The sequence below is a fragment of the Sorangiineae bacterium MSr11367 genome, assembly GCA_037157805.1.
GTDB classification, from domain to species: Bacteria; Myxococcota_A; Polyangia; order Polyangiales; family Polyangiaceae; genus Pendulispora; species Pendulispora rubella.
Genome location: CP089983.1, coordinates 1,865,065 through 1,885,200, shown reverse-complemented (window position 1 = coordinate 1,885,200; position 20,136 = coordinate 1,865,065). Strand labels below are relative to the sequence as shown.

Sequence of the window (20,136 nt, the reverse complement as noted above, 5' to 3'; positions counted from 1 at the left end):
TCAGCCGAGGTATCCGCCCTTGCGCATGGTCAAGACGCTGTCTTTCACGGCATCCTCGAACGATGCGAGGTCCGCGTCGGAGTGGGCCGGCGAAAGGAAGAAGACCATGCCTTCCCACGTGAAGATGCCGCGCATGTGCAAATGCTGAATGAGCAACGTCGCATGCGGCGGTGTGACGAACTTGAACATCGACCCATAACGGGCGATGCGAATGGGGAAGCCTTCGGTCTCGAGCCACGCGCCAAGGCGCTCGGTGAGGGCCGCGGCCCGTCGGTTCAGGCCCTCTTGCAGGGCGGGGCCCTCGGCGGTGAGGCGCTCGACCATCGCTTGGGTGGTGGCCATGGTCAGCGGGTTCTTGTTGAAGGTGCCGGCGAACCAGATCTTGTCGACCTTGGGATATTCGTCGCCGTCGAAGCGCCAAGGCCCTCCGTCGATGAGGTTCATGTATTCCGTTTTGCCGGCGATGATGCCAATGGGCATGCCGCCGCCAATGACTTTGCCGTAGGTGGCCAGGTCGGCACGGATATCGAAATAAGCCTGGCTGCCGCCCTGATGGACGCGGAAGCCGAGGAGCACGTCGTCGAAGACCAGCACGATTCCGCGGCGTGCGGTGATGGCCCGCAGCTCGTGCAAAAATGCAGCAGGCTGTAGCTCGGGATGGCGTGCTTGCACGGGCTCGACGAGCACCGCGGCAATCTCGTCGGCGCGCTGCTCGATGGTTTCGAGGCTCTTGGGGTCTCCATATTTGAGAACGATGGAGTCGGCCAGATGATTCGGGGCAATGCCCAACGTGAAGTCGATGGCGCCCACCACGTCGTCGTGCGAGCCGTGGTAGGAGTCGGAAAAGACGACGATTTTGGAGCGCCCGGTGGCGGCGCGCGCCAGCCGGGTGGCGGTCATCACCGCCTCGGTGCCCGTGTTGGAGAAGGCCACCCGCTCGTCGCCCGTGAGGTTGGAAATGGCGGCGGCAACCTCCGCAGCGGTCTCCGATTGGAAGCCCATGGGCGTTCCCTTCGCCACGCGCTCGGTGATCGCATCGACGAGGAACTTCGGACGGTGACCGAAGAGATGAACGCCGAAGCCGAATGCGAAATCCGTATAACGATTTCCGTCGAGATCCCACACGTACGCGCCCTCGCAGCGCACGCCCACGAGCGGGTAGCGCAGACGCTTGGAGGCCAGCCAAAAGTCGCGAACGACGGGCGGGAGTCGCGAGGAAAAACCGCTGGAAGACCGCGGGTCGGCCAGCTTGGGCCAGCCTTGCTCGCGGCGGTCGCGCGAGGCGCGGCTTTTGGCGACATAGGCGTCGACGAAGTGGTTCAGGTATTTCTTCTGGGCGTCGCTGAGGCTCATTGGATTTCCTTCCGAAGCTCGGTCGCAATGGTGTCGATGAAGGGCGCGCGGACGATGCCGTAGTGGTCGCAGGCGAGATCGATGACGCGTCCACCCTGCGTGATTTGGAGCCACGCCTGCGCAACCTCGGCGCGGGCCCCCCCGGGGTTCGAACCTCGGAAAAAGAGGATGCGGCCGTCGTAGGGTTTCGATGGGTAGGTGAGAAGAGCTTTCGAGTTTCGTTTGAAAAGCGAGAAGAGAGAAGGGGTTTCATCGACGGCGGCGCCGGCGAGATCGGTTTCGAACCAGGTGCGGAGGGCGCCCTCGTCGACGGGGGGGTGCTTCGCATCGGACGAGGGCGATTCGGTGACGTCGAGAAGCGTCAGGAGAGCGATGGCTTCGCCGGCGGCGCGGAGTTGTTGGGCCATTTCGAAGGCGAGGACACCGCCCATCGACCAGCCGCCGAGGCGATAGGGGCCATGCGGCTGCACCTGGCGGATCTCGGCGATGTAGTGCCGGGCCATCTCTTCGAGCGTGTCGCCTTGGTCGGGCAGCGCTTGGAGCCCGTAGAACGGCTGCTCGCGGCCAAGGGCGCGGGCGAGCTCCGCGTAACAGAGGACATTGCCCCCCACGGGGTGCATGAAGAAGAACGGTGTACCCGTGCCCTGCGGTTGAATGGCCACCAGGGCCCTGCGATGGGCACCGGTCTCGATGGATTGGGCGAGCTGCTCGATGGTGGGGTGCTCGAACAAGGTGGAGAGCGGAAGCTCGATGTCGAAACGCTGGTGGATGCGGCTCATGAGACGAACGGCGGTAACCGAGCTTCCCCCCGCATCGAAGAAGCTTTGCCGAATACCGATTTCCTCGCATGCCAGAAGCTGGCGCCAGATGTCCACGAGCGCGCGTTCCGTCTCCGTCCTGGGCGCGACGGGCGCTCCTTGGTCGCCGGCGGAGTGCGATGCCATTTGAACGAGCGCGGCGCGGTCGACTTTGCCGTTCGCACTGAGCGGCAGGTTCGGGACGACGGTGATGGCTTGGGGGACCGCATACTCGGGGATTTTCCCGAGGAGCCATGCGCGGAGGTCTTCACCCGAGACGGAGGAATCGTCCAATTGGGCAAAGCCGACGAGGCGCTTGTTGTTCGCACGTGCCTCGCCCACCGCAGTGGCAGCAACGGCCCGCACGGCAGGGTGTTGCGCGAGGGCGGCCTCGATTTCGCCGAGTTCGATGCGGTATCCCTGAATCTTGACTTGGCCGTCCTCGCGCCCGAGAAACTCGATGTTCCCGTCGGGCCAATAGCGGCCCAAATCGCCCGTGCGGTAAAGGCGCTCGCCCGAAACCGGGTGGCGAAGGAAGCTTCGACGGGTTTTCACCTCGTCGCGCCAATAGCCGCGGGCAATCCCTTCGCCACCGATGTAAAGCTGCCCCGGCACCCAGGTGGGGCACGGCTGCATGGCGTCGTTGAAGACGTACATGCGCTGATTGCGCAACGGTTTGCCGTACGGCACGCTCGCCCAACCGAGCTTGGTTTCCGTAATGGGGTAATAGATGGACCAAATCGCCGCTTCGGTGGCGCCGCCCAGGCTGTAGACGTCGGCCTCCGGGAGCCACTCGCGAATGCGATCGGGAAGCGTGACGGGGATCCAGTCGCCGCTCATCATGATGGTGCGGAGCGGCAGCGGCTCCTTGCGCGGCGATCCATAGCCTACGAGCATTTCCATGAGCGCCGGCACGGTGTTCCAGATGGTGACGCCGTGTTGCACCACGAGGCTCGCCCAGTGGGCAGGCTCGCGGAGCTCGCGTGGATCGGGAAGGACGATGGTGCCCCCCACGGCGAGCAGGCCGAAGATGTCGTAAACGGAGAGGTCGAAATTGAGCGCCGAGAGCGATAAGACGCGATCGGACGCGGTCACGTGGAAGCGCTCGTTCAAATCGACGATGGTGTTGAGCGCCGCGCGGTGCTCGATCATGACGCCCTTGGGAATGCCGGTGGAGCCCGAGGTGTAGATGACATACGCGAGATCGCTCGGGCGCTGGATGGGCGCCGGCGGACGGGTGTCGTCGTGGGTGGTGGCGGCCTGCAGCTCGGGATCCACGCAGCGGGTGGCGATGCCATCGACGGGGACGGGCTCGAGCCACGATTGCGTCAAAACGAGGCTCACTTGCGCATCGACGAGCAAGGTGCGCACGCGATCCTCGGGAAGGCGGGCGTCGATGGGGACGTAGGCAGCGCCCGATTTGAGGACGGCGAGGACGGCAACGACCTGCTCCCAGCCTTTTTCCATGCGCACGGCCACGAGCTGGTTGGGGCGCGCACCGTTTCGGCGCAGCCAATGCGCGAGGCGGTTGGAGAGGCGGTCCACCTCGCCGTAGCTCAGGGTGCGCGTGGCGGTGGCGACGGCGATGCGCGCGGGCGCTTCCGCGGCGCGGCGGCCGAAGGCGTCGTGGAGCAGACCGTCGGGCACGGAGGCCGCTGTGTCGTTGGCCTTGCGGCGCGTCTCCAGGTCTTCGTCGGGCGTGAGCAGGCGCGCGGTTTCCCAGGCTTGCGGATCGTCGGCGAGGCGAACGAGGAGGTCACGGTAGGCCGCGAACATGGCGGAAATCATGCCCTCGGGCATGAGCTCCTCGACGACGTCCCAATTGACCACGAGCTCTCCGCCATCTTGGACGACTTGATGATCGAGCCACACTTGCGGGGTGCGGATCGAGCTGCCGACCTCGCGCGCAGAAGTGCCCATGGCGGACAGATGCTGCCCGAGGCCGAGGGGGACGGGTTCATCGTCCGTGCGAAAGTTAATGGTGCTGGCAAAGACGACGGGCATGCCCGCGCGGGCGCGGTTTCCGTGGAGGCGATTGAATTCGCGCAGGACGCGGACCCCGCTCATTTCCGAGTGTTCGAGGTCGCTCCAGAGTTGGCGCTGGAGTTTGCGCGCGCGGTTGGTGAAGCCTTCGCGCGGATCGCTGTCGACTTCGAGCAGCGAGGTCGCGCTGAAGTTGCCGACGAGTTGGCTGACCTGCGGGTGCAGCGGGCGTCGGTTGAAGAAGAGGACATTGAGGGTGAACCGACTCGATTTGCTCCACGCCGCGAGCACCTCGGCGTACGCGGTGCAAATGGCCGCGGAGGTGGTGACGCCGAAACGCTTCGCGTGCTCTTGCAGGCGTTGCCATCGTTCGGCGCCGAGGCGCGTGGAGCGATGGACGAAACGGCCCTTCTTGACCAACGCGGGTGATTTGGCGAGGGGGAGCTCCGGAGGAGGAGGAAGGGTCGGGATGCGTTCCATCCAGTACGCGCGGGCGGTGCGGTAGGAATCGGTATCCTCGAGACGCTCGAGGCCGCGCACGTAGTCGCGAAACGTGATTTCCAATTTGGGAAGTGAGGCGCCGGCGCCCCGGTAAATGGTGGCCCACTCGCGGAGGAGGAGCGAGGTGCTCCAGGCATCGACGATGAGCGCGTCGAATCCAAGGTGGATGCGGGTGACGCCGTTGTCGAGCAAGGTGGCGCGCACGTCGAAGAGGGGAAAGCGGTCCGTGGGGAGGACCTGCTCGGACATTTGGGCGCGGATCGCCAGAAGCGCGGCCTCGACGTCGGCAGGTTCTCGACCGCGCAGGTCGAGGGTGTCGATGACGTAGTCGGGAACCTCGGGGAGGACGCGTTGCTCGCCGTCGGGCGAGACGACGGCGCGAAGCATGTCGTGGCGGCGGATGACGGCGCGGAAGCTCGATTCGAAGCGCGGGAGGTCGAGATCGGTGATGTCCACCTCGAGGAAGAAGTAGGTCGAGGTGTCGCCCAGCTCGAAAAGGCCGCTGCGGCCGAGAAGATAAGCCTGTTGGAGATCGGTGAGGTTGAAGGGGGCGTGGCGGGAGGGGGCGTCGTGGGTGAGGACGTCGTGGCTCCCCCTCCCCGGCCCTCCCGCTGCGTTGAAAGTCGGCCGCGGCAAGCCGCGGACCTCCGAGGGGGAGGGAGCCGTTAACAGGGCGATCACGGTCTCGAGCGAAGCGCCGTCGGCGACGAGGGTCAGGGGCAAGGTGATGCCGAAATCGCGCTTGGTGACGTTGGCCAATTCGACGGTCATCAAGGAGTCGAAGCCAAGGGTGTGCAATGGCACCTTGGGATCGATATCCGCGACGTCCATCCGCAGAATGGCCGCTACCCGCTGCGTGATGTCGCGTGCCGTCCCGGCTCCCTCCCCCCCCGGGGGAGGGCTGGGGTGGGGGTGGGCATGCGCAGCAGCCACCCGAATCCCCTCCGCCACGGCGTTGCGGCTCGCCAACCGAAGGTGCGCCCCTTCGAGGCGCGCAAACACATTTCCACGCGCATCGGCAAGCGCCACATCCGCCACCAGCGAACGCCCATCGCCCTTCACCTCGCGCAACTTCGCGTGGCACAGCGTCTCGCCACCGGGGTACGCCGCGAACGATGCGCGGTCGATGCTGACCAGCATGTACGTCGCGTCGCGCGATTGCTCCTTGCCGAAGCACGCAAATAGAAGCTGCAACGCCGCATCGATCAACCCTGGGTGCAACAGATAGGGCTCCGCCTCGCCGACCCGCGGCGCCCGCATCCGCGCAAGCGCTTCGCCATCGATCCGCCACGCGTGCTCGATCCATCGCGCCGACGGGCCGAGGTGCAATCGGCGCTGGGCCATCAAGTAATAGAATGTCGCCGCGTCGATTTCCTCGCGAAGGCGGACCTGGAGCTCGTCGATGGGGAGGCTTTCCCCGAGCGGCGATGCGCCCGGCTCGAGCTGCGCCTGCACGTGCAGGGTCCATCGATCCGCCTGGCTGAAGTACTCGAACCGATGCCCCTCCCCCTCCGGATGGAGGATCACATGAACCGGACGCTCCTCGTCGTCCCGCAGTACGAAGGGACTGACCACCACCAAATCGCGCAGGACACTCGGCTTCCCCGCGGCACGGCGAGCAGCCTCGATGTAGACACCGATGTTGACGACCTTCAAGTCGTCGAGCACGCAGTCCCCCAAACAGGGGTGCGCTGCAATGGAATACGTATTTTGAAACTGAATCCCCTCGAGGGGCGATACGATTTTTTCACCGAGCAGAGAAGGCGTTTGGCGTGCTCTCCCCCTCCCCAGCGCTGGAGCGGAGGGAGCCGATACGGCGTTCGTCGAGAACCAAAAGCGCTTTCGCTGGAAGGGGTACGTCGGAAGCGCCACGCGTTCGCGTTCGTAGTCGCGATCGAACCCGTCCCAATCGATGTCGGCGCCCGCTTGATACAGCGCCGCGAGCGATGGGAGCAGGGTCTGCCAATCCGAGCGCCCCTTGCGGAGCGACGGCAGAAACTGGGCGCCCTCCGAGGGCGCGCTCGACTTGGCCATGGCCAGCAATACGGGCGCAGGCCCCATTTCGACGAAGGCGTCCACACCTTGCGCGTGCAAATGCTGCAAGCCTGCGAGGAAGTCGACGGGTTGCCGCGCGTGGTCGGCGAAGTATTGCCCATCCATCGGCAGCATCGCGCTGAGCGGCTGCCCGGTCAGGTTCGAAATGACCGGTATCTCTGGGCGCTCGAACTCGATCTCCGCCGCGACCACGGCGAGAGGGTCCACCACCGCATCCATGTGTGGCGAGTGAAAGGCATGCGAGACCGTAAGGCGCTTGCACTTGATCCCCTCCCCGCCGAATTGCGCCATCAATGCCTCGACCCGCGCTTCGTCCCCGGAGATCACGGTGCTCTCGGCGCCATTGATCGCGGCCAGCGAGACCTCGCGTGCGTGCGGCCGCAACGCAGCCTCCACCTTTTCACGCGGCGCCGCCACCGAGGCCATGGCCCCACGCAACGTCACGCGCTGCATCATGGCCGCGCGGGCCGCAATCAGCTTGAGCGCATCCTCGAGCGAAAAGATCCCCGCGATGCAAGCCGCGACGTACTCCCCCACGCTATGACCGAGCAACGCCGCCGGCTGCACGCCCCAGGACATCCACAGCTTGGCCAGCGCATATTCGACCGCGAAGAGCGCCGGCTGCGTGTACCGCGTCAGGTCGATCCAGGCGTCCGACTCGCCGAAAAGGACATCCTTCAACCGGCGGTCCATGTGCGGCACCAAGAACGCATCGCACTCGTCGATGATGCTGCGGAACGTGGGATGCGCGGCATAGAGACCGCGCGCCATGCCCGCATACTGAGCCCCCTGCCCGGTGAAGAGAAAGGCCACCCGCGGCCGTGCGCGCGATGGCGCGCGGGTACAGTGGCCACTCTGCGCAAACCCATCCAGCTCGGCGATGGCCGACGCATGATCGCTCGCCACCACGGCAAATCGATGGGCAAAGTGCGCGCGGCCCGTGTTGCGCGTAAAGGCGATGTTCGCCAAAGGGACATGGGGGTGGCGCGCCAGGTACTCGCGCAGATCGGCCACCGCCTCGATCAACGAGGCCTCGCTCTTGGCCGACACGGTCAAAACGTGAAGCGACCGCTCGATGCTCGCGGATGGCCGCGTCCACGACCGTGGCCCCTCCTCCACCACCATGTGAACATTGGTGCCGCTCGCGCCGAACGAACTCAGCCCCGCGATGCGCGCCTCGGTTCCCCGGGGCCATGGAACGATCTCCTTGGGAATGCGCACGCCAAGCTCGTCGACATCGATGTTCGGATTGAGTTCGCCCAGGTGAATCTGCGGAGGAATCGCCCCATGCTCCAAGGTCAATGCGACCTTCAGCAGCCCCGTGACGCCTGCCGCCGGCTCCAGATGGCCCACATTCGCCTTAATCGCGCCCACGTTGACCCAGCGATCGCGCGACCTTCCCTCGCTGAGCACCGCACTAAGTGCGCGCAGCTCGATGGGATCGCCCAGCGGCGTCCCGGTGCCGTGGGCCTCGACGTAGCCAATCGCCGAGGGGGACACGCGCGCCCGCCTCAAGGCCTCGCGGATGACCGCCTGCTGCGCGGCGGGGTTCGGCACGGTGATCCCGCCGCTCTGGCCGTCCTGGTTCATCGCCGAACCGCGAATGACACCGTAGATGTGGTCGCGGTGCGCGGTCGCATCGGAGAGCCGTTTCAGCACCACGACGGCCCCCCCCTCCGCGCGTGCGTATCCATCGGCGTCGCGCGAAAACGTCTTGCAGCGGCCATCGGGCGCGAGCATGCGGGCGCGCGAAAGCACCACGAACCACTCGGGTGCGAGCAGCGCGTTCACTCCGCCAGCAATGGCCGTGGCACACTCGCCCGAACGCAAACTCTGACAGGCCAGGTGCACGGCCACGAGCGACGACGAACACGCGGTGTCCACCGATAGGCTCGGCCCGCGCAGATTGAGCCAATAGGAAAGACGCCCCGCGGCAAACGTCGATGCATTGCTGGTGAGGCAATAGGCATCGAGCTCGGACGGCTCCGTCTTTTGCATCATCACTTGGCAGTAGTCGTAATTCGTAATTCCCACGAACACGCCCGTCGCCGTTTCCGCCAACTCGTCCGGCGACTGCCCCGCGTTCTCAAGCGCCTCCCAGCTCATCTCGAGAAAGAGCCGCTGCTGCGGATCGAGCGATACGGCTTCGCGCGGCGAAATGCCGAAAAACTGCGCATCGAAGGCATCGAGATCGCGCACGAACCCACCGGAGCGCGTGCAGGAACCCTGAAACTCGGCCTCGCCCCAGCGATCGTCGGGCGCATGCCCGATGGCATCGCCGCCCGCGACGAGCAATTGCCAGAGGCCATCGGGATCCGAAATGCCACCCGGCAAGCGACAGGCCATGCCCACGATGGCAATCGGTTCGTTCTGCGCCGCTTCGAGGACGGCCACACGGGATCGGTATTCGCGAATCTCGCGCAGGGCCCGAGAGAGGACGCTCTTCGGGTCTTGATTCGGACGCGTGTCGACGGCGCTGGTCATGTCGATGAGATCTCCGAAATTTCCAATTGGGGCGATAACTCGCCGGCGAGCAAGGCGAGGAGCTCCTCCTCCGAGGCCTCGGGGGGCTCCGCGGGCTCCGTCTTTTGATCGGGACCCTTGGGACCCAGAATGCGAAGTTCGAGGTGGCGCGCCAAGGCGGCTACCCGCGGATTCTCGATGATCGTCGTCACGGGCACCTTTTCGCCCAATTCCACCGAGAGCCGCGCGGCAACCTGCGCGGCCATGCGCGAGTCCATTCCAATTTGGAAAAAGCCGTCGCGCCGGTCGAGCCGATCGGTATCCATCCCGAGCACACCGGCCACACACTCGGCAATGAGCTGCTCGATGCGGGCCGCCGCCTCGGCACGTCCCAGGGAGGCCACCGGCGCGGCGTGCTCCACGAGCGTGACGGGCGCGCCCGCACTCGGTCCCTGGCGGAACCAGAATCGCTCCCGGTCGAAGGGATAAAGCGGCAGAGCGACGTGCCCGGCAGCCCCGAAAAGGGCTTCGAAATCGACCTCGACGCCGCGCGCATGCACCGCCCCCAGCGACGAGAGAAAGACACCGACTTCGTTCTCGTCGCGTCCCATCGAGGCCAACGTGAGGGCGCGCTCGGGGCTCGAGAAGGTTTGCTCGATGGCCGTGAGAAGGATCGGGTGCGGGCTAAGCTCGATGAAAATGCGGTCTTCGTCGCAGGCCAATGCCTGCACCGCCTCCGTGAACAGCACCGGATCGCGCAAGTTCTTGACCCAGTACGACGGGCCGCACTCCGGCCCTTGGGCCTCGACCCCGAGCACCGTCGACACGAGCGGCACCTGGGCCTCGCGGGGCGCGATGCCCGAGAGCGCGCGCAGAAGTTCCTCGCGCAACGGATCCATGTAGCGGCTGTGCGACGCCACATCGACCTTTACCGCACGGCAGAATACGTTGCGCCCCCGCAACTCGCCCAAAAGATACTCCAGCGCCTCGGGCTCCCCCGAGAGCACTGTGGACTGCGGGCTGTTGCTCGCCGCCACCTCGATGCGATGTCCATACGGGGCCAACACCGTGCGCGCGTCCGCCGCCGAGAGTGCGACCAGGGCCATCGCCCCGCGGCCGGCCACCGTTCGCAGGAGCGCGCTTCTTCGACAGATGATCGCGGCGGCGTCCTCCAGCTGCAAGATGCCTGCGACGTGCGCCGCGGCCACCTCGCCCATGCTGTGCCCCACCACGGCATCGGGCTCGACCCCGAACGAACGCCAGGCCGCGGCGAGCGAAACCTGCAGCGCAAACAAGATGGGCTGGATGACGTGCACGCCCTCCAGGCACGCCGAACCGTCCCCCTCGAAGAGGCGCTCGGTGACGGACCATCCCGTCTCGGACCGGATGGCGCGATCGCACTCTTCGAGCTTCGTGCGAAAGGCTTTCGAGAACGCGAACAGCCCGCGCGCCATGCCCGGCCATTGCGATCCCTGCCCGGGGAAGACGAAAACGACGCTTTTTCCTTCGGCGCGGGCCGTCGCCATCGGTGCCAGCGCGCGCAACTTGAACGCCGCCTCGGCCCGTGTGGACGCCACGACGCACGCACGCCGCGGGTGGTGCGTGCGACGCAGGGCCGCCGACGCGCAGACTACGTTGAAAGTCGGGCGCGGGCGCACCTCCGGCGGAAGCGACACCGGGCTTTCCTCGTCGAGCATGCCGGCGTAGCGCGCGGCCAGCCCGACGAGGGCCCGCTCGCTCCGTGCCGAAAGCACCAGGAGACGCGGCTCCTCCGCGGCCGACTCGGCACGAGGCTCCGATTGGACCGATGGTCCACCCAAAATGACATGCGCGTTCGTTCCCCCGGCACCGAACGAGCTCACGGCCGCGTAGCGATCGGCCATGGCCGTATCCCACGGCGTGCGCACCGTGGGCACGAAGAAGCGCGTCCCCTCCAGGCCGATGTGTTCGTTCAGTCGCTCGAAATGCAGGTTCCGCGGAATCGCCCCATGATGAATGGCCAGCGCCGCCTTGATGAGCCCCGCGATGCCCGCCCCCGCCTCCAGGTGGCCGATGTTCGTCTTCAAGGAGCCCAGCGCGCACGGCCGCGCGCCAGAGAGGCCATATTCCTCCCGGAGCGCCTCGACCTCGATGGGATCGCCCAATTCGGTGCCCGTACCGTGGGCCTCGATCAAGCCGATTCGATCGGGCGACACCCGCGCGCCCGCCAGTGCCCTTTGGATGACGGCGCGCTGAGCGTCGCCATTCGGTGCGGTGAGGCCGTTGCTCAGGCCATCCTGATTCACCGCCCAACCGCGGACCACGGCCCAAATGCGATCGCCATCGCGGGTCGCATCCGAGATGCGCTTCAAGATCACACAGCCGCAGCCTTCCCCGCGCACGTAGCCATCGGCGCGCGCGTCGAACGTCTTGCAGCGACCGTCGGCCGCCAGAGGAAGACCTTTGGAATGGGCCGTGCTGACCTGCGGCGAGAGCACCATGTTCATCCCCGCCACGATGGCGGTGTCGCATTCGCGCGCGCGCAGGCTCTGGGCCGCCAAGGCCACGGCCACGAGGGACGACGAACACGCCGTATCCACGGTCATGCTCGGCCCGCGAAGGTCCAGGCAGTACGAAAGGCGATTGGCAATGATGCAATTGCTCGCGCCGATCACCGTGTACGTGTCGATTCCGGACGACTCGGAAAGCTGCAATTGCCAATAGTCCGTCGAATTGGCCCCCACGAACACGCCGGTGGCGCTGCCCGCGAGCTTCTCCGCGGTGAGCCCGGCGTCCTCGATGGCATGCCAGGCCACCTCGAGCAAGAGGCGCTGCTGCGGGTCCATGCGCGCGGCCTCGCGCGGCGATATTCCGAAGAACGCGGCATCGAAGAGATCCGGCGACTCGAGAAAGGCGCCGTACCGCATGGAGCACTCGCTGGGCTTCCACCTCGTGCGCGGCACCTCCGTGATCGCGTCCACGCCGTTTTCCAGCAAGCTCCAGAATGCCCCCGGCGAGTCGGCACCGCCGGGGTAACGACAGCCCATACCGACGATGGCCATGGGCTCGTGCTTCGCTTGTTCGTACGCTTCGAGTTTGGCCCGCAATTCGCGAATGGCCATCAAACTATGACGCAGGAGCGACGCGGTTTCGTCGCTTCCGCCAGGAGGACTCACTGTCATATCGCCTCTTTCAACAGGTCAGCCACGAGCGCGAGCTCACGTGCCAAATGGTGCCGCGCGTCCTTGCTTTCCGGTGGCAGGTCGGCCGCGGCCTTTCGGACCGAGGGCGGCGGCTTGGTGACCTCGTCGGGCACCGAGTCCGTCGCGAGTTTCATCTCTTTGATCAGAAACGACGCCAAGTCGACGATCGTGGGGTGGTTCCAGATGGCCGTCGCCGACAGGCGGACGTCGAACTTCCGCTCGAGCCGATTGCGCAGCTCGAGGGACATCACCGAATCGAGCCCCAAGGTGCGCAGCGGGGCATCCAAGGGCATTTTGGCGGAGGGGATGCGCACCACCAAGGCGGCCGAATCGCGCACTTCGTTTTCGACGGCGCGACGGCGCTTGGCCGGGGCGAGCGTATCGAGCATGGCCCGCACGCCCTCGTGCACCCCCTGGCTCCGCACGCTCTGTGGCGGCGCCTCCTCCGCGCGCAGGATCGCGGTGCGTGTGGGAAGGAGTCGCAAATGCAGCCCCGTTGCATTCATGGTCAGGTTGCCACGGTCATCGAAGAGAAAGACGTCCGCGCGCACGGCACCGCCATCGCAGTGCAGGCAGCGCGCGTACGCGTACCCCGACGCCCCCGGCCTCGCGTGGATCTGGAAGGTATCCATGCCCACGGTGATGCAGCTTTGCTCACCCAGCGCCTCCGGCGGAACGGCCGACAGCATCACTTGAAACGCGGCATCGACGAGCGCCGGGTGGGCCATGTAGCGATCCACGTGCTCGAGCGGTGCCTCCTCGAAGGCGATGCGTGCGAGCGCCTCGCGCGCGCCGATGCTGACATGCTGGATGCCGCGCAGGCGCGCACCGTAGGCGAGCCCCTTCGTGTTCATCCACGCGTAAACGTCGGGGCGAACGTGCATTCTTCCCGACGTGCGGGCGCGCAGCTCGTCGAGCGTGGGACAGGCGGCCGGCGATCCGGTGCGTGCGCGAACCATGGCCCGCGCGTGCACGGTCCACGAGGGGTTCCCTCCCTCGCCCCGCGACAGGATGTGCAGCGACGCGGCGCCGTCGAATTGCTTCAACGCGACCTGCACGCGCCTCCCGCCCTCGGCCGGGATGGGCAAGGCGCGGTCGAAGCGCAGATCGTAGAGCATCCCTTCCGAGCCCGTGGCCACGGCCGCCGCCGCCAAGGCCATCTCGGCGAAGACGGAGCCCGGCGCCACCATGTCGCCGTCGATCACGTGATCGCGCAAGTACGGAATCGACTCGCAATCGAGTTGCGTTTGCCAATAATGTGTACCTGGCTCCAGCGCCGACTCGATATGGGTCCCCGTCAAAGGGTGCCCTTCGCGAGGCAGCGCCGAGGCGACCGGCGCCGGCAACCAATACGAGGCACGCTGCCAGGGATAGGACGGCAACGACACGACCTTGCCTCCCCCGTGAACCGCGTCCCAATCGGGATCGTGCCCCGCCGCATAGATCCGCGCGAGCGATCCGAACAGGGTGCGCTTCTCCGACTCATGCCGCCGGAGGGAGGGGACGACGAGGGCGGAGGCCTCGAGCTCGGTGAGGCCCTGCTCGATGGCTGGGACCAAGATGGGGTGCGGACTGAGCTCGACGAACACGGTAATGCCATCCGCGACGGCGGCTCGCACGGCATCGCCGAAGAACACGGGATCGCGCAGGTTTTTGACCCAATATTCGCCCGTGAGCTCGGCCCCGGCTACGCGGGCATTCACCACCGTCGAGTGCATCGCGATGCGCGCTTCGTGGGGGCGAATGGGCGCGACGGCGGCGAGGATGTCGTCGCGCAAAGGGTCCATCTGCGGGCTGTGCGAGGCGATGTCGACCTTCACCCACCGCCAGAAAATGTCGCGGCCGGTGAGCTCCTGGCCGATGCGTTCCAAGGTCGGCGGGTGCCCCGAGAGAACCGTCGAGCGCCGGCTGTTGCTCACGGCGATCGAAACGTCTTCCCGTCCGCGAAGGAGCTCTTTGGCCTCCTCCACGGTGAGCTCCGTCGCCATCATCGCCCCGAGGCCGCTCAAGGTGCGCATCAACCGGCTGCGAAGGCAGATGATCCGCGCAGCGTCCTCGAGCGACAGCGCCCCCGCCACGTGGGCCGCCGCCACCTCGCCCATGCTATGGCCGATGACCGCGTCCGGCGCGATGCCCCAGGCCGTCCATTGCGCAGCGAGCGCCACCTCGATGGAGAAAAGCAGCGGCTGCACCACGTCCAGCCGCCCCAGGTTGGACACGTCCTCGGACGCATGCAGCTCGTCCACGATGGACCAGCCCACGATGCCCTGCACCGCGCGATCGCAGGCGAGCATCGCCTCGCGGAAGGCGCGCTCCTGTGCGAAAAGCTCGCGGCCCATGCCCAGCCACTGCGCCCCCTGCCCCGGGAAAACGAAGGCCACCTTGGGCCTTCGCGAAGCGCCATACCCCTCCACCTCGTCGCACGCCGCACGCAAGGCCGTCGCGAGCTCCTCGCGCGTGCCGCCCACCGCGGCCCATCGAACGGGGTGATGGGTCCTTCGCGCACCCGCCGTGTGGCAAATGTCCTCCAGGCCGCGGTCCGGATGCTCCTCGAGGCTGCGCGCCATTCGCTCGGCGAAGGTCCGCAGCGCGTCGGGCGACTTGGCCGATACGGGAAGCACGTGCACGGGTGCGGGGCGCTCCGCCGGCAGGCAGCGCGATGCGATCCGCGCGCGCGCCTCGTACAGGACCGAGCGCTCGTCCATCTCGCGGCGGATGCCCGGCAACACTTCCGCGTCTCCCCAGCCGGAGCGACACTGCTCCAGCGCGTGCTGCAACACCGGCGCGAGGCTCATCTCGAGAAAGACGTCGTGGCCTTCGCGCAACAGCGCGTCGATGCCCTGGCAGAATCGAACCGGTTGCCGCAGGTTGGCGGCGAAATACGCCCCATCCAACTCGGCCCCTTCGACGAAGCGCGCGTGGAGCGTGGACATCATGGGCACGGCCGGCGTCTTCGGACGGATGCCCGAAAGAACGCGCGCAATCTCCGGCGCGATGGGATCCATCGCCGCGCTGTGGGCGGCCACGGCGACCCGCACGAGGCTCGCGCGAATGCCCAGCAACTTCAGCTCCGTGACCAGCCGGCTCAGCGCCGAGGCCTCACCCGACACCACCGTGGACGACGGCCCGTTGTAGGCGCCAATCACGATGCGACCGCCGTACGCGCCGAGCCACTCCTCGACGGCGTCCGCGTCCAAGTCGACCAAGGCCATGCCCGTGTCGGCCGCGGTCGTCTTCTGCAGCCGGCTGTAGTGGCACACGGTTTCGACGGCATCCTCCAGCGACAGGGCACCGGCGATGTACGCCGCGGCAATTTCACCGAGGCTATGGCCAATGACCGCGTCGGGCTCCACGCCCGCCGCACGCCACCACTCGGACAACGCCACCTGAATGGCAAATAGGACCGGCTGGATCACGCTCACGTCGTCGAACCGCGCATCTCCGGCACTTGGCGAGGCGCGAAGAAGCTCCGTCCGCACCGACCACCCTACGCGCTTCACGAGATGCCGGTCGATCCGCTCGAGCGCCGCGCGGAAGACCGGCTCCGAGGCGAGCATCGCGCGCCCCATGCCCACCCATTGTCCACCCTGCGGGGCGCACACGAAGACGATGCGCGGTTTGCTGCGAATGCCGCTGTCTCGCTTGTTCTCGCCCCCCGCGAAGGCAGGAGCACGCGGCGCCAAGTAGGGTACGCGCACCGTTTCGGGCGGGGGAACCTCCTCGACCAAGACGTGCACGTTGGTGCCGCCCCAGCCGAAGGCGCTGACGCCGGCCAGCGCCGCGTGCGCTTCGTCCGGCCAGCGCTGCACGGTTCGCGGAACCTCGAGGTGCAGGTCCTCGAACGCGATCAGCGGATTCGGCTCGTGAAAGTGCAGGCTCGGATACACCGTCCGCGCATTCACGGAGAGCACCGCTTTGATCAACCCGGCGATTCCCGCGGCCCCTTCGAGGTGCCCGATGTTCGTCTTGATAGAGCCAATGCGCAGCGGGCTGCCTTCGGGCCGCACCTGGCCGAACACCGCGCCGAGCGCGCCCGCCTCGATGGGATCGCCCAGGGCGGTGCCCGTCCCATGCGCCTCGACGTACCCTACCCGCGCGGGATCGACCCCACCGCGGCGGCAGGCGTCCAAAAGCACATCCTGCTGCGCACGCGGATTCGGCGCGGTCAGGCCGTTGCTCGGCCCGTCGTTGTTGGATGCACTTCCGCGGACGATGCAATAGATGCGATCTCCGTCGGCCATCGCCTTGGAAAGTCGTTTGAGCACCACCAGGCCGCCGCCCTCGCCCCGGCCAAAGCCGTTGGCCGCGGCATCGAAGGCCTTGCACCGACCGTCGGGCGCGAGACCGCCGAACCGTTGTAGGGCGACCATCGTGCGCAAGGCCAGGATCAAATTGATGCCGCCGGCCAAGGCGACGGCCGTTTCGCCGTGAATCAGGCTCTGACACGCGAGGTGCACGGCCATGAGCGACGAGGAGCACGCGGTGTCGACCACCAAACTGGGTCCGGTCAGCCCGAAGGCAAAGGAAACCCGATTGGCAATCATGTTGAGCGATTGCCCGACGGCACTATGCGGGGTGACACGCCTGGTATCCAGACTTGCCAGTTCGCCGTAATCCCGCCAAATGGCACCAATGAACACGCCCACGCGGCTTTGACGCAAGCTGTCCGAGGAAAGGCCGGCATCGTCGAAGGCTTCGGCCGCCAATTCGAGGGCGAGCCTTTGTTGCGGGTCGATCTCCAGCGCTTCCCGCGGCGAGATGCCAAAGGCCAGCGGATCGAATCCATCGACGTTTTCCAGCAAACCGGCCCGCGGAGGCAATTGCTCGTCCGGACCGGATGGTTGGGAATGCCAGCGATGCGCCGGGATCTCCCGCACCGCATCGATACCGTCTTTCAACAACGTGCGTAACGCATCCAAACCGTCCGCACCTGGAAAGCGGCATGCCATGCCCACGATCGCCAAAGGCTCGAAATCGTTCGATTCCACTTCGGCCGACTGCCACTTTGGCGTTTGGACATCTGTTCCATTTGCCAAGTACGCGGCGAGGGCCGTGATGTTGGGATGTGACCAAAACACCATCGGGACGATGGATCGTTTCAATAGGCTGGAGAGAGTCCCCGCCATCGCGAGGGCGCCGGCCGAGTCCAAACCGTAACGGTGAAAGGGCTCGTTGGGGTCGATGCTCGCCGGCGGAATGCGCAGCCGCACCGAGAGCTCGGCCACGAGCCATTCTTTCGCGGATTCGACGGTAAAGTCGCGTTGACCGGTCACGCTGTCCCTCCTTAAAGGCGCGCTGCAAGTACCCGATACCCGATGCAGCTAGAAGAACCTGCGCCGTCACGAAGAGGCGCTCACGACGCTCGCTGGGCAAAACGCGGCAGTCAATCTCGAACGTACACGTTAGGAACGAATCGGGCCCCGCGCAAGACACATAGCTGCCTAGGCAACATTTTTAGATTCGTAGACACACCTTCGTTACAACGAAGCACGGAACCGCCTAAAAATGTGCTTTCTCGGCCGTGCGCACGATATCAACTTTGATTAACGTCCTTGTGAACCGTTTTGACGACTTGCATTTGGACTGGTCCAAGGCAAGTTCACCATTCCATGTCCAGTGGGGCCCCTCCGCGGTCCGCGCGGGAGACCCCGAAGAAGAGATTCACAGGAAGACGGGAAGACGGGAAGATCAGAGAATTTTTTGTTTTCAATCGAGGCAGTGGGCTGAGTTGAAACAAAAAAATGGCGTTCCGCGACGCTTCGTGCCGGAACTCCTTCCTGTCTTCCCGTCTTCCTGTGAATTCTCCGGGAGAGGAACATGACACTCTTTTATGAGCAACTTCTCGAGCCATTCGTTCGATCGATGAAGCCCGAGCCATCGTGGCGAATCGGTATCGAAAGTGAGAAATTCGGGATCGATGCCGAGACGCTCGCGCCGCTCCCTTACGAAGGAGAACGGGGCGTGCTCGCCGTTCTTTCAGGGATGGCCCGGCACTTCGGTTTTTTGCCGGTGCGCGAGCGCCCGGACGGGCCCTTGCTCGGGCTCTCCCGCGATGGGGAGTCCATCACACTGGAACCCGGGGGCCAGTTGGAACTCTCCGGTGCGCCCGCAGCGGATCTCCATCGCGTGGCCGACGAGGTCGAGCGCCATGGGCGGGAGCTCCGCACGGTTTCGGAGGAGCTCGGAATACGGTGGCTCGGCGTCGGGTTTCACCCGCTGGCGAGCACCACAGAGTTGCCGTGGGTTCCCAAGTCACGCTACCCGATCATGCGTGACTACTTACCGCAGCGCGGCGCGCGGGCGCTCGACATGATGCGCCGCACGTGCACCGTGCAGGCGAACTTCGACTACGCATCGGACGAGGACGCAATGCGGAAGCTCCGGGTTGCCCTGAAGCTGTCGCCCATCGTCACGGCCATGTTCGCCAACTCGCCCTTCGTCGAGGGCCGGAAGCAAGGCATACGTAGCGAGCGGGCGCGTGTCTGGCTGTCGGTCGACCCCGATCGGCAAGGGCTCTTGCCGGCGCTATGGGACGAGAAATCCCGCATTCGTGACTACGTCGAGTGGGCCCTCGATGTGCCCATGTTCCTCTTCAAACGCGACGGCAAGGTCATCGCCAACACGGGGCAGACGTTTCGGAGCTTCTGGCGCGAGGGCCATCATATCTACGGGGCGACGCTGGAGGACTGGGAAATGCACTTGAACACGCTCTTTCCCGAAGTCCGATTGAAACGTACCATCGAGGTCCGCGGGGCCGACTCCGTATCGTCGCGCGAGGTCTGTGCACTGCCTGCGCTCTGGACCGGCATTCTCTACGATGAAAAGGCCCTTGGCCAGGCCGAGGAGGTCTCCGCCGACTGGACGTACGCGCGGATGGAGGCTCTCCGCGCGGTCATCGCGCGCGACGGGCTCGGGGCCACGTTTTTCGGCAGGCATAAGGTGCGCGATGTCGCACTGCACTTGCTCGCCATCGCGGAAGGCGGCCTCCGGAGGCGCGCCCGCCCTCGAGAAAATGGCGTAAAAACCGGGGCGGACGAGACCATCTACCTGGCCCCCCTCGTCGATCTCGTCGGAAGCGGCCGCAGCCCGGCGGATCGTATGCTGGAAGGCTTCGACGAGGGAAGTCCCGTCGAACTTGGTCAAACCGTTTCGCGCCAGATCGCACTTCGTGCCGAGTATTGATGTCAATAATGCACTGGTAGTGTGTATTCTTGGGCAATGCCGAAGCACTCGCGTAACACCGTGCGCCTGGAAGACTCGTTCGCTTACCACATCTATCGGTGCGCCCGCCTGCTCCGCTATCGATTCACGCAGTACACGGCGAGCCTCGGTGTGGAAGTGAGCCAGGAGCAATTCTTCATCCTGCACAAACTCGGACAGCGGCCAGGACAGTCGCAGATCGAACTGGGCGACGAGCTCTTCTCCGACCGACCCAATTTGACGCGCATGATTGCCACCATGGAACGTAACGGCTGGCTGCGCCGCGAGGCGGACCCGAACGACGCACGCAAGCTGCGCGTCTCGCTCACGTCCCAAGGTGCCGCCATCCTCGGCCGTATCGAGGCCGGCGTCATGGACGAGCGCAAACGCCTCTTCACCAAGTTGACCAAAGGCGACCTCGCGGAGCTCATTCGCATCGTCTCTCAAATCGAGGAGAACATCTCCGCGGAGTCCTGATACGCGAAGAGTCCAGCTACAGAGACGGCGCGTCCGCCGTCATCAAGTCTCTCGAGTCTGTTGCCTTGACAACAAGTTGAGCGAGACGTACGCCGTTTGTGTATTGGCGCGCGCGTCTCGTGCGC

The 20,136-nt window shown here is 65.8% G+C and carries 6 protein-coding genes; 2 read left to right on the top strand and 4 right to left on the bottom strand.

What is annotated here, in order from left to right:
• From LVJ94_07365 to LVJ94_07350, 4 genes are read right to left on the bottom strand one after another with little or no spacing between them, the layout of a single operon-like run.
• Positions 1 to 1,353: an aminotransferase class III-fold pyridoxal phosphate-dependent enzyme gene (locus LVJ94_07365; protein WXB07051.1), complete on the bottom strand. Its 1,353-nt coding sequence runs from the start codon at positions 1,351 to 1,353 to the stop codon at positions 1 to 3.
• Complete coding sequence (locus tag LVJ94_07360) at positions 1,350 to 9,173, bottom strand: amino acid adenylation domain-containing protein (protein ID WXB07050.1); 7,824 nt, start codon at positions 9,171 to 9,173, stop codon at positions 1,350 to 1,352. Before LVJ94_07360 ends, LVJ94_07365 begins: the two co-directional genes overlap by 4 nt.
• Positions 9,170 to 12,313, bottom strand: a complete 3,144-nt coding sequence (locus LVJ94_07355) for a type I polyketide synthase (GenBank protein ID WXB07049.1) — start codon at positions 12,311 to 12,313, stop codon at positions 9,170 to 9,172. Before LVJ94_07355 ends, LVJ94_07360 begins: the two co-directional genes overlap by 4 nt.
• Positions 12,310 to 17,607 carry an acyltransferase domain-containing protein gene (locus LVJ94_07350; GenBank protein ID WXB07048.1) on the bottom strand — a complete coding sequence of 1,766 codons (5,298 nt, stop codon included), beginning with the start codon at positions 17,605 to 17,607 and terminating at the stop codon, positions 12,310 to 12,312. Before LVJ94_07350 ends, LVJ94_07355 begins: the two co-directional genes overlap by 4 nt.
• 544 nt (positions 17,608 to 18,151) lie before the next feature.
• On the opposite strand from LVJ94_07350, the gene LVJ94_07345 reads away from it, so the two are divergent.
• Both LVJ94_07345 and LVJ94_07340 read left to right on the top strand, forming a co-directional pair.
• Positions 18,152 to 19,516 carry a glutamate-cysteine ligase family protein gene (locus LVJ94_07345; protein ID WXB07047.1) on the top strand — a complete coding sequence of 455 codons (1,365 nt, stop codon included), beginning with the start codon at positions 18,152 to 18,154 and terminating at the stop codon, positions 19,514 to 19,516.
• Positions 19,517 to 19,552: 36 nt separating this feature from the next.
• The gene (locus LVJ94_07340) at positions 19,553 to 20,011 is read left to right on the top strand and encodes a MarR family transcriptional regulator (GenBank protein ID WXB07046.1); all 459 of its coding nucleotides are present in this window, start codon (positions 19,553 to 19,555) and stop codon (positions 20,009 to 20,011) included.
• Positions 20,012 to 20,136: the final 125 nt, after the last annotated feature.